The sequence below is a fragment of the Sphingobacterium sp. UBA6317 genome (assembly GCF_002440385.1).
In the GTDB taxonomy this organism is placed as follows: Bacteria; Bacteroidota; Bacteroidia; order Sphingobacteriales; family Sphingobacteriaceae; genus Sphingobacterium; species Sphingobacterium multivorum.
Window position 1 is genome coordinate 1 of the sequence record NZ_DJTD01000054.1, and the last position, 11,065, is coordinate 11,065.

The 11,065-nt window shown below is 42.6% G+C and carries 12 protein-coding genes; 10 read left to right on the forward strand and 2 right to left on the reverse strand.

All coding sequences use genetic code 11. The annotated features are described in order from the left end of the window. From B3E92_RS18570 to ygiD, 4 genes are all read left to right on the forward strand, one after another. On the forward strand, positions 1-192 hold a 192-nt coding region (locus B3E92_RS18570; RefSeq protein ID WP_286897891.1), incomplete at its 5' end, for a hypothetical protein. Positions 193-236: 44 nt separating this feature from the next. Further along, entirely contained in the window at positions 237-479 is a 243-nt protein-coding gene (locus tag B3E92_RS18575; protein WP_159333286.1) for a hypothetical protein, read from the forward strand. Positions 480-687: 208 nt separating this feature from the next. Beyond that, on the forward strand, positions 688-1,521 hold the full coding sequence (locus tag B3E92_RS18580; protein ID WP_070565951.1) for a helix-turn-helix transcriptional regulator: 834 nt from the start codon (positions 688-690) through the stop codon (positions 1,519-1,521). 137 nt (positions 1,522-1,658) lie between these two features. Next, positions 1,659-2,516 (forward strand): 4,5-DOPA dioxygenase extradiol, encoded by an 858-nt coding sequence (gene ygiD, locus B3E92_RS18585; protein ID WP_286834798.1) that lies wholly within the window; start codon positions 1,659-1,661, stop codon positions 2,514-2,516. On the opposite strand, the gene B3E92_RS18590 is transcribed toward ygiD, so the two are convergent. After that, positions 2,513-2,644 carry a hypothetical protein gene (locus tag B3E92_RS18590; protein ID WP_262886174.1) on the reverse strand — a complete coding sequence of 44 codons (132 nt, stop codon included), beginning with the start codon at positions 2,642-2,644 and terminating at the stop codon, positions 2,513-2,515. The two genes, ygiD and B3E92_RS18590, sit on opposite strands and share 4 nt — an antisense overlap. Before the next feature lie 76 nt (positions 2,645-2,720). On the opposite strand from B3E92_RS18590, the gene B3E92_RS18595 reads away from it, so the two are divergent. The 3 genes from B3E92_RS18595 to B3E92_RS18605 all read left to right on the forward strand — a co-directional run bounded on the left by B3E92_RS18595 (position 2,721) and on the right by B3E92_RS18605 (position 4,558). Continuing rightward, a complete protein-coding gene (locus B3E92_RS18595) occupies positions 2,721-3,020 on the forward strand; it encodes a SelT/SelW/SelH family protein (protein ID WP_070565953.1) in 300 nt (99 codons plus the stop codon). 67 nt (positions 3,021-3,087) lie between these two features. Next, positions 3,088-3,924 (forward strand): bifunctional transcriptional activator/DNA repair enzyme AdaA, encoded by an 837-nt coding sequence (locus B3E92_RS18600; protein WP_286834797.1) that lies wholly within the window; start codon positions 3,088-3,090, stop codon positions 3,922-3,924. Positions 3,925-3,946: 22 nt separating this feature from the next. Beyond that, positions 3,947-4,558 carry an alpha-ketoglutarate-dependent dioxygenase AlkB family protein gene (locus tag B3E92_RS18605; RefSeq protein ID WP_070565957.1) on the forward strand — a complete coding sequence of 204 codons (612 nt, stop codon included), beginning with the start codon at positions 3,947-3,949 and terminating at the stop codon, positions 4,556-4,558. 123 nt (positions 4,559-4,681) lie between these two features. Here B3E92_RS18605 and B3E92_RS18610 read toward each other — a convergent pair whose 3' ends face one another. Continuing rightward, positions 4,682-6,562 (reverse strand): M1 family metallopeptidase, encoded by a 1,881-nt coding sequence (locus tag B3E92_RS18610; protein WP_286834796.1) that lies wholly within the window; start codon positions 6,560-6,562, stop codon positions 4,682-4,684. Between the two features lie 196 nt (positions 6,563-6,758). Here B3E92_RS18610 and B3E92_RS18615 point away from each other — a divergent pair, with 196 nt between their 5' ends. The 3 genes from B3E92_RS18615 (at position 6,759) to B3E92_RS18625 (ending at position 11,062) form a co-directional block, all read left to right on the forward strand. Then, positions 6,759-8,069: a BamA/TamA family outer membrane protein gene (locus B3E92_RS18615; protein WP_070565961.1), complete on the forward strand. Its 1,311-nt coding sequence runs from the start codon at positions 6,759-6,761 to the stop codon at positions 8,067-8,069. 107 nt (positions 8,070-8,176) lie between these two features. Beyond that, a complete protein-coding gene (locus tag B3E92_RS18620) occupies positions 8,177-8,974 on the forward strand; it encodes a hypothetical protein (RefSeq protein WP_070565962.1) in 798 nt (265 codons plus the stop codon). Positions 8,975-8,992: 18 nt separating this feature from the next. After that, a complete protein-coding gene (locus tag B3E92_RS18625) occupies positions 8,993-11,062 on the forward strand; it encodes a TonB-dependent receptor (RefSeq protein ID WP_286834794.1) in 2,070 nt (689 codons plus the stop codon). The last annotated feature ends 3 nt before the right edge of the window (positions 11,063-11,065 follow it).

Consider the following 11,065-nt stretch of genomic DNA (forward strand, 5'->3'; position numbering starts at 1 on the left):
CCCTCAACTTTTCTTTATTTACTGGGGAAGCATGGCTCATTTAGGGCAACTAGGGTTCCGGTTGGGGATAGGACTCCGGCTGCTGACAAAGGTCTGCAGGAACCTCCGACTACCCTCCCAGCCCTGCTTCGTACCATGGTCGGGGCAGATTTGCCCTGCAACCGTGTTCTGTCCGTGTTGAGTCCGTGTTGAGTCCGAGTCTAAGCCCGCACTCACCCCGCTGCCAACACGGGCAAATGACGCTCCGAACGCGACCATATTCCCTGGATGCCCCTAAAAAAGGCCAACGCCAATCCGAACCGCAGCCGAAAAATTCCGCAGCGACGCTGCAACACGAAAATAACTCGGAAAAACACGCTATAAAGACAGACAAAATAACGATTCAAGGGTTCACATCAGACTGGGGAATACCTCAATTTAACGATGAAGCGGAGCAGCCCTTGCTTCGGAATACCAACTCAAATGAAAAACTAGCATAGAAACGGATAAACATATAAGGATCTATATTATAAACTAGCCAACATAAAAAATGTACCGCCAACCATCAAAGCCTCATTTGGGCACAGTATTGGAAAATAACATAGATTCAAAAGTCAATAACTGTAAACTGCCGGTAGGACACTGCGAATAGCCAATATGCAAACGAAACCGTATATTCGTAAATAGCAAATTAAAATTTCCCTTATTTTGAACGGACTTTTCAAAATTTACAAAGTTGACGCCGATGAGGCACTGCGCATACAACAATCCAAAAACGAAATACACCAACATGATTTCGAGGAACTGATTATTGGTGTGGCAGGAAAACTCGAACATTTTATCGATTTTAAAACAAAAACCTACACCGCTCCATTTATAAGTTTTGTCACTCAGGGCAAAACGCACCGTGTGAAACCTCTTTTGCACAACAATAGCATTGAATTTTGGGTCATTCGATTTAAAAGTGAATTTATCCCCGAAACAACTTTCCAACTTTATACCCACTTTCATGAAAATGCGACATTGACCTTCGCCAGCCCCAACTGCTTCGGGAGATTGATAGTCTTGTGTGAGCTAATGCAGCAGGAATGCTTACAACATAGCGTAGACTATGCGGTTATCAAGCAGCTATTGAGCACCATCTTTACCATGATTGAATCTGAACGAAAAAGGCAATTTCCAGACAGCCAACAGCAATTGAAAAATCAGAGTACAACGTTCACAAGCTTTCTATCTATACTGGAAGAGAACTACCGCCGTCCTGAAGGCGTTAATTTTTACGCGGAGAAGCTTTTTATGTCGACACGAAACCTAAATTTAATTTGTCAGAGCATATTACAACAAAGCGTTTCTGAGATTATCGAAACACGGAAACTTATTGAAGCAAAAAACCTCTTGTTGACAACGACTAAAACGATCTCGGAAATTGGTTTTGAACTCGGTTACCAAGATAAAGCCTACTTTACCAATGTCTTCAAAAAGAAAGCAGGCATGACGCCTTCGGAATTTAGAAATGAAATCCAAAAACTTATTTCCGAATAGCGTATAACAGATTTCCGAATAGTACAACAGATTGACAGGATAATGATACCGCCTAGCCAAGCCCATCCCCTACCTTTGTAATAAAAATTGACGCAGTCACATCATATCAAATGCGTAGAAAGGATTTTATTAAAATTATGGCAACATTAGCATTAGCTGGAGTAGCTTATAAAGCAAACTCTTTATATAAATTTTCCGAGGAACTGGAGGCAACGGACAAATTTCCGGTCTTATTTTTAGGACATGGAAGTCCCATGAACGCCATAGAGGACAACGAATTTGTCCGGGGATTCAAAAAAATTGGCCAAACTTTCGAAAAACCGAAGGCGATTCTTGTTGTCTCGGCACACTGGGAAACACGTGGAACATTTGTCACAGCGATGGAGCATCCCGCCACCATTCATGACTTTGGCGGTTTTCCTCAGGCGTTATTTGATGTCCAATACCCAGCTCCAGGCAGCCCGGCTCTCGCTTTAGAAACACAGCGTATCGTAAGCAAAACAGACGTTCATCTCGACGACAAATGGGGGCTGGACCATGGATCATGGTCTGTAGTCAAACACCTATACCCTGATGCAGACGTGCCTATTATTCAAATGAGCATCGATTACACACAATCTGCAGCATACCATTATGAAATTGCACAGCAATTAAACACGCTAAGAAAAAAGGGGGTACTCATTATCGGTAGCGGCAATATGGTGCACAACTTACGGATGGTCGCCTGGGACAAACTCGATACGGCAGGCTATGCCTATGAGTGGGCTACGATAGCCAATGAAAAAATGAAGAAATTTATTCAGAACGGCAACCATCAAGCGCTCATCGATTTCAGAAAACAGGGCAAAGAGTTCGACTTGGCAATTCCAACTCCTGAACATTACCTCCCTTTAATCTATACCTTGGGTTTACAGGAGAAAAATGATGAGTTGTTTCTCTTCAACGACAATTCAGTGGCTGGATCGCTGACCATGACTTCTTTGAAAATCGGTTAAGCCTCCAGCATACCTGTCAGGAATATCCAACAATGCCAGCCCATTCCATTAACTGAGAAAAAGGCCAATGGAATGGTCTTGTTGTATACAGGACTCCGCTGAGTTGGAAATAATCTCGAAATTTCCATGACAAAAAGCGTTAGGATTGCAGCGCTAGGATTGATAAATTTGTTTGAAACAAAACAACGTACTTGAACTTAACTCATGGCAACAAAACCTGTTATTGAAATTGAATATTGTCCAAAATGCAATTGGATGCTGCGCGCCGCCTATATGGCGCAGGAGGTACTGAGTTCGTTCACGGATGAGATCCATGGAGTGATGCTGGTTCCCAGCGAAATTGCAGGCCGTTATACCGTACGGGTAGCGGATCAGGAGATTTTCGATCGAAAAAGAGCGGGTCGATTCCCCGAAATAAAAGAACTCAAACAGCTCATCCGAGATCTAATTGCACCAGATAAATCCTTGGGTCATTCGGACAAATCTCCTTCATCCAACATTTAATTTAGCATAAATCGGATTTTAAAGACTTCTTCTTATTAGCAATTTTGTATAAATTAAATGAACAATCATGACTACTCAACAAGAAGTAGATTTTCAACGTATCGCCAAGGCCATACATTTCTTACAGGAAAACTTTAAGACGCAACCTACATTGGGTCAGATCGCTTCTCATGTTTACATGAGTGAAGCTCATTTTCAACGCATGTTTACCGCATGGGCTGGTACAAGCCCCAAGAAATTCTTACAGTACGTAAGTATAAATCATGCAAAATCATTGCTCAAGGAAAGTAATATCGCCGAAACCACCTATCAACTTGGTCTTTCCAGCAGCAGTAGACTTCATGAGCTATTTATCAATATTGAGGGAATGACTCCCGCTGAATATAAAAATGAAGGCTCCAATCTATTGATTTCCTACGCCTATTATCAGAGCTTATTCGGCACAATGCTAATTGCATCCACTTCAAAAGGTATTTGTCATATTGCCTATGCCGATGACAACTTAACAGCTTTTGACACCCTTCAACAACGCTTTCCGAACGCAACATATCGACAACAGGGAGATAGCATGCACGATAATGCACTCAGCGCATTAAATCCCCAAGACAAAGATATCCGCCAGGTAAAATTACATTTAAAAGGCACTGATTTTCAATTGAAAGTCTGGGAAGCTTTATTAAAAATCCCTATGGGTAACTTAAGTACCTACGGTGCTATCGCTTCTCAAATCGGAAACCCCAAAGCTTCCCGTGCTGTCGGCACAGCTGTCGGTAGCAATCCGATAGCTTACCTTATCCCCTGTCATCGTGTTATACAAAACAGCGGTATATTTGGTGGTTACCGATGGGATCCAATGCGGAAAACAGCGATGATCGGATGGGAGACTTTGCATACGGCTATTTAATAAACACACACAATACGATAAAATGGAACTTTTCGACAATCTCTTCGATGGCAATAGAAATCTACTCCCTTACGATGGGACTGTCAATTATTATGGTAAAATACTGCCTCCACAGAAAGCAAACCACTATTTTGATAGACTCATGGACTCGATCGAATGGGTAAATGACCGTGCTATTATTTTTGGAAACGAAATCGTCACCAAACGAAAAGTGGCTTGGTATGGCGACCAGGCTTTCGAATATAGCTATTCCAACACCACTAAAAGGGCGCTTCCCTGGACAAAAGAGCTTCTTGAGCTGAAAAAGATTGCCGAAGAACAAACACAGGAGACGTATAATTCCTGCCTGTTGAATCTTTATCACAATGGCGACGAAGGAATGGCCTGGCACAGTGACGGTGAAAAAGACCTTAAAAAAAATGGAGCAATTGCTTCTTTAAGCTTTGGTGCTGAACGAAAGTTTGCCTTTAAACACAAAACGAGCAAAGAAAAAATAGACCTCATCTTGGGCCATGGAAGTTTATTGGTGATGAAAGGTCTTACACAAACGTATTGGTTGCATCGGCTTCCACCGACAAAAAAAGCGTTCAGTGCACGAATTAATCTGACATTTCGAAGCATTGATCAGCTGTAGTCTTACAGGCCCAAGGTACGGCTTACAGGAATGGACACCTATTTGTAGGTAAACTTCACAACAGCATTCAGTCATTAATCGTGTCAACCTTTTCAAACATAAAGGCTGACACGATCGATCGGGTTATTTAATAACGTCCCAGCTGTTGTCCTTGGCTGTGTAATCCATAAAAATCCCTCCGTCCAAGGTAATATTTTTCACTTTTTTAGTCGAAGTCCACGTCAGGATTACCTGTATTTCATTGTGTTGCCAAATTGACGGAGTTTGATGTTTTGTCTCCACCGATCCATCCGTATAGGTAATCAACACATCAAACGGAATTGCAAATCCCCCAACATTAGTGATCGTAAGTGTATTTTTACCGGCAAGCTGTTTAAAACCATTCACTTTAAGGTCGATGTAATTATTGGTAAAATACCAATTTTTCCAATACCAATTTAAATTTTGCCCAGCTCCGGCGTTGATGCTGTAAAAGAAGTCCCAAGGCGTCGGATGCTTTCCATGCCATAGCTCCATATAATGATGTAGTGCTTTTTTAAACAGTTGATCGCCCAGATAATCCCGCAATGCAATATAAGACAACGCGGCCTTGATGTAAGCATTGTTACCATAACCTAAACCACTTAACTGAGAGGTCATCGTAATCAGGGGTTGGTCTTCTTCTGTAGAGGGGTCAAAGATATAACGCTTTACACGGGCATCTTTGAAAAGTTCTTTATTTTTTTCGGCACCAATCTCCGCATTTCCGATCCAGAATTCCAATGCAGTAGCCCAACCTTCATCCATATAACCGTATCGCGTCTCATTGATACCCATGTAAAAAGGAAAATAAGTATGTGCAATTTCATGGTCTGCTGTTTGCCGTGCATCCACAAGATTATCTGGAACACTCGAATCGTTGATCATCATCGGATATTCCATATCTGCAAATCCCTGAACGGCTGTCATTGTTGGGTATGGATAGGTGACACCAGGCCAATTTTTAGAAAACCAGTCAATGCAGTATTGTTGCCAGACAATGTATTGTTCAAAATCTGGCGTTCCGGCGACATAACTAGATTGCACACTCACGCGCTTGCTTCCCAAATCTACACTCCCCCCGTCCCAGATATAATTGTCACTCAAGCTGAAACAAAAATCAGGTACGTAGCTTGCTTTGAATTTCCACGTATTCCAGGCTTCTTGTGCTGTCACTTTGCCCGATTTCATTTCGGCATCTGTCGCGATATGTATTGGGGTATCGCTGACTTTTGATTTTTCGAAACGGTCCAGAATAGGTTTCTGCAGTACATCAGCCGCATTGGTCAATTCGCCTGTCGCCCAAACAACAAAGTTCTTCGGAACGGATATCTCAAATTGATAATCGTTGAAACCATTGTAGAATTCTTGTCGGCCATTATGTTCCAAAAGATCCCAGCCATTGTAATCGTCGTATACAGACACACGCGGATAAGAGTAAGCACAATAAAAGGTCGAAGCATTCAATAGCCCTTCACGGTCGCTTTCGACAGATAACGGATATTCCCAGCTAATGTCCAATGTTGCAGTGCTTCCCGGAAGGATTTTCTGCCCAAAATCACCTAACTTCACCGTTCCCCAGTCCTTGCTGTTTACGTCGTAAACTTGACCATTCAATTTAAACGATTTAATCTTTAGGCCCGAAGTCAGGTAATCGTCCGAAGCGTATGCCGCACGTACCGCATTAGGTTTGTGCACATTGTTCACAAATCGGATAGCCAAGCGTTTCAATGTATCAGGACTATGGTTTGTGTACAGAATAGTCTCTGTTCCACTCACCATCTTTGTAGCCGGATCCAACTGCACCCGCACATCATACTTTCCAAAATTCTGCCAATAGTTTTTTCCCGGTATGCCCGTTGTAGTACGGGTCCCCTTTGCGATCGCTTGCTGAATATTCCTTGGGGTATACAGTTCTTGTGCATGAGCAGCCCCTGTCAATAAAAGCAACGTCAATCCGTAATTCAATATAGTGCGTCCTATCATATCCTAGTTTAAATAATCAAACTAAGATAAATTTGCTGTGATTTGCAAGTTTAATTCTCCAGCTTCGCAAGAAAAATAAACTTCTCCAACACAATACCCTATTCGCATTTGTTCAACCATCAAAAAGACAGGCTCCAAGTGCCGGAGAAAACATTTTATTTTTTTTTACGTTTAGTTTTAAGATAAGCCCGAATGTATGCATCAACTTTTACGTTATAACGATTTCTTCCGATACGCTTTTTTAGGAATACTTTTAATTTCAATCCCTACACTCCTTGCAGCTCAAAATGATGTGAAAGCAGACTCTGTTGCACAGTACAAACAGCAGCGTGACTCTGCCTTGGCTAGTCAATACGATATATCGGATCTCATCGGAAGAATAATACATCCCAAACGAAAAAAGGAACATGCAAGTAAACGTTCTCCCATCACCTTAATGCCCAACATTGCCTACAACCCAACCATTGGTGGCCAGATTGGAATCAAGGCTGTCGCCGGGAAAGTACTAGGTGATCCCAAAACAACCACCATGTCGATCGCAGCGACATCCGCCTCGATCACCACGAAAAATATTATGGTCTTCTATATCAGCCACAATGTATTTACTCCGAACAATAAACTAAATTTTCAGGGTGCTTTTGCACTTGTCAAAATGGTGGCTTTAGACGCAGGGCTGGGCATGACTCCCCATGGAAAATGGAACAATGCCGATGAAGAGATTCTTGCCAACCCCGACCATAAGAAATACGGCGCAAAATATAATGCATTTACATTTAATGAAAAAGTCTATAAACGCATCGCCGACGGGCTATTTGTTGGGGCCGGACTGGCGTTTGACTTACGACGGAAAATAACCAGCAGCGGCCCGAATGGCAACGTTACGCCCAACACCATCTACACCGAAAAACATGGCTTCGAGCCCGACAGTTACAATTCCAACGGCCTATTGCTCAATATGCAATATATGACCAGAGACAATCCCAACAGGCCTTACAAGGGTATATATTCGGATATCGGTGTGCGATGGAACACAACGCTGCTGGGTAGCAGCAAAAGTGCAGTACAGCTTACCACCGACTTTCGCAAATACTTTAGTCTATCCCAGTCCGACCCAGCTCATGTACTCGCCTTCTGGTATTGGGGTTCCTATAAACTTGGTGGTACTCTGCCCTATTTTGATCTTCCAGGAACAGGAAGGGACGTAGCCGTCAGAAGCGGCCGCGGTTATACCATCGGTTATTTCAAAGGAATTTCTTTCGGTTATGCCGAAACAGAATACCGCTTCCCAATTTTAAAGAATCGCTTTTTGAGCGGAGCTGCTTTTTTTAACCTACAGACTGCCAGCGACGAACTGGGCACCAAACTTTTTGAAAGGTGGCAACCTGGGGGTGGTGCCGGGTTGCGAGTTCTCTTTAACAAAGCAACACGCACAAATCTATGTCTGGACTATGCCTTTGGAAAATATGGTTCCCGTGGTTTCTTTTTGGGGCTGAATGAAGCTTTCTAATTCCAGGCTGCGGCAGCTTTCTTTGCCATAAAATAACTAAATTAGCCGATGTTATTGCTCTTTCGCTGCATGAAGAGTGACTGCATAAGCATTGACGATACTTCATCATGAATTTAAAAACCTTTTTTCTATACATTCCATTATGTTTAGGTCTCGTTTCCTGTCATCAGGCAAAGACGCCAACACCAACATCAACGAAAAGTGAAGACCAAAAGAAAGAACAAGTAGCCCTTCCTGCCTCCGCGTCGCTCCCATCGGATACGTCGAGCTACGATAGCCCGCGTTTTGAAGGCAGGGTAAAAGAACAAGCGCAGCAGTTAATGGAAATGAATGATGCCGGCCTCTTCGATAAACTTCATCAGAAGTTAACGACAACACTACCGGCGGACCAGAAGGATTATTTTCTTAGGCATCCTACCTTAGCTGTTTTAGCGATCACCAAAGGGAATATCTTTGAAAATGGTGCCGATGACCTTGGGTATATTGTGTACAATAAAGATAATCATCGCATCGAAATCATCCTATTGGATCGTAAGAACAATACATTCAACACACTGTATAAAGAATTAAAAGTTGTCAATACCCTTCAAAATTTGGATTGTTCATCCAGCTTTGGATCGCTCGATTATCTTGTTGCTTCCGAACTGATTTACCAAGAGGATTATATTCGCCTAAACAATTCAAATTACCTGATTGACGACAACTCCTTTGAGGTGACCGATATTTCTACGAACAAAAACTTCGATTTGCAGCAGGGCTGTCTGAACAAAAACATCGCAAAAGATGCCATGGCCAACAGTCTTTGTGTACCGACCAGCTCCGTATACGCGAATTTTCAATGCTTAAAATACAATAAGAAAAAGCAGATTTTTGAAATTTATTTCAGTCAGGAATTTGCAGACTAAGCCGAACTAACCCGAACAATGAAAAGATATTACCTACTTGCTACCCTTGGTTTATGTAGCAAATTATATGCGCAAGAAGTGGATACTACAACTAATCGGCTAGAGCAAGTCGAAGTTAAAGCCTACTTCAATAAACAACCGCTCTTGCGATTGACTTCTTCTGCAGCTGTGTTAAGCAACCAAGCGATCCAATCCCAACAGTCGCCCTCTTTTGTTTCGGCAATGAACAGGGTACCGGGTTTACGGATGGAAGAACGTTCTCCTGGAAGTTACCGGCTTGCACTCCGCGGGAGTATGATCCGTTCACCTTTTGGTGTTCGCAATGTTAAAATCTATCTGGACGACTTTCCGCTTACTGACGCCGGCGGGAACACCTATCTTAACTTGCTCGATCCCTATGCAATCGAGCAAATCAATATCTTGAAAGGTCCGGACGGATCGATCTACGGGGCCAATTCAGGCGGTATACTCTCCTTATATAGTAAAGGATTTGATCAATCTGCAAAACCTGAAGTCAATCTCCAATTAACGGGAGGCTCCTATGGTCTTTTCCAGGAGCAGCTCAATGCAATATTACCCGTCAGCAAGACGCAACAACTTGCCGTCAATCAGAGTTGGACGAGAAGTGACGGTTATCGCCAAAATTCAGCCTTAAACAAAAAGAATATCCAGCTCAATTACAATTGGCAATATGCAAAAACATCCGAATTAAAATTCACGGGGCTCTATTCGGATCTCGGTTACCAAACTCCGGGAGGGCTCACCGCAGCACAAATGGAAAGCGACCGCAGGCAAGCCCGGCCAAAGGGCGGACCAAACCCTGGTGCTGCTGAACAAAAAGCAGCAATCTACGATAAAACATTCTTTGGTGGACTGAGCAACCAGACGCATCTCAGTTCTAAGATGACCTTATTCGCCAGTGTATTTGGTTCATCCAATCAGATCAAAAATCCCTTCATCACCAATTACGAGAAAAGAGATGAAAAGAATTTGGGAACGCGCCTGTATTTATCTTATGTCGATCTGTTGAGCCAAGATTTAAAATATGAAGTACAACTGGGCTTGGAAGCGCAAAAGGGATGGTATGCTATTGACAATTATGACAACGCCCAAGGTGTCGCTACCGATCCTCAGGCCAAGGACAAATTGGAAAACAGTCAGCAATCATTTTTTGCACGCACCCAACTGGAATGGCTAGAGCGTCTCCAGGTAGAGCTGTCGCTCGGATTAAATGAGAATAAAATTGGCTACCAGCAACGTTATCCTGTCGCACAAGAAAACAAAGAAAATATTGATTTCGGGAGTACATGGATGCCACGAGCAGCACTATCCTATTTGATCACTCCAATGCTTGCACTTAGAGCATCGATTTCTAAAGGTTTCTCTGCACCAACTGTTGCTGAAGTCCGCTCGTCAGACAATACAATTAATACGATGCTGAAACCAGAAACAGGTACAAACCATGAATTTGGGCTTCGTTGGCATTTGTGGAATCGCCGGATTATTTTAGATGCAGCGGCCTACACGTATCAAATGAACAATGCCATCATCCGACAGGTACGGGATAATGGTGCTGAATATTTTCAAAATGCGGGTAAAATAAACCAAAAGGGATTGGAAGCCTCGCTATTCATGTATTTGATTAGGCCTCAAACAACCGGTATGGTCCGTAGCCTACAGCTGACCAGCAATTTTTCCTTCAATGACTACAGTTTCAAAACCTATCAGGTAGGCGACAAAAACTATAAGAACAATAAACTCCCTGCAGTTCCTAAAACAGTATGGGTAAATTCGTTGAATATACTTTTCCCGAATGAATTCCAACTGGATCTTCTTTCCAATTTAACAGCAGCCATACCACTGGATGATGCAAACACTGTTTATGCCAAACGGTATCATCTTTTGCAAGCCAAATTATCTTGGAGCAAATCTGTCTGTTCACGGCATAAAATCAGGCTTTTTGTTGGGGCCGACAATCTGCTCAATGAAAAATATAGTCTTGGAAACGATATCAATGCTTTTGGAGGACGGTATTTTAATCCTGCCCCTTTACGTAATTATTATGGCGGAATGAGTTTTAATTTTTAACCA

Bases quoted from the DNA above. Each gene is read 5' to 3' on its own strand.
- B3E92_RS18575 (WP_159333286.1), top strand. From the start codon at position 237: ATGACGCTCCGAACGCGACCATATTCCCTGGATGCCCCTAAAAAAGGC.
- B3E92_RS18590 (WP_262886174.1), bottom strand. From the start codon at position 2,644: ATGGAAATTTCGAGATTATTTCCAACTCAGCGGAGTCCTGTATACAAC.
- ygiD (WP_286834798.1), top strand. From the start codon at position 1,659: ATGGCAACATTAGCATTAGCTGGAGTAGCTTATAAAGCAAACTCTTTA.
- B3E92_RS18615 (WP_070565961.1), top strand. From the start codon at position 6,759: ATGCATCAACTTTTACGTTATAACGATTTCTTCCGATACGCTTTTTTA.
- B3E92_RS18595 (WP_070565953.1), top strand. From the start codon at position 2,721: ATGGCAACAAAACCTGTTATTGAAATTGAATATTGTCCAAAATGCAAT.
- B3E92_RS18610 (WP_286834796.1), bottom strand. From the start codon at position 6,562: ATGATAGGACGCACTATATTGAATTACGGATTGACGTTGCTTTTATTG.
- B3E92_RS18605 (WP_070565957.1), top strand. From the start codon at position 3,947: ATGGAACTTTTCGACAATCTCTTCGATGGCAATAGAAATCTACTCCCT.
- B3E92_RS18620 (WP_070565962.1), top strand. From the start codon at position 8,177: ATGAATTTAAAAACCTTTTTTCTATACATTCCATTATGTTTAGGTCTC.
- B3E92_RS18625 (WP_286834794.1), top strand. From the start codon at position 8,993: ATGAAAAGATATTACCTACTTGCTACCCTTGGTTTATGTAGCAAATTA.
- B3E92_RS18600 (WP_286834797.1), top strand. From the start codon at position 3,088: ATGACTACTCAACAAGAAGTAGATTTTCAACGTATCGCCAAGGCCATA.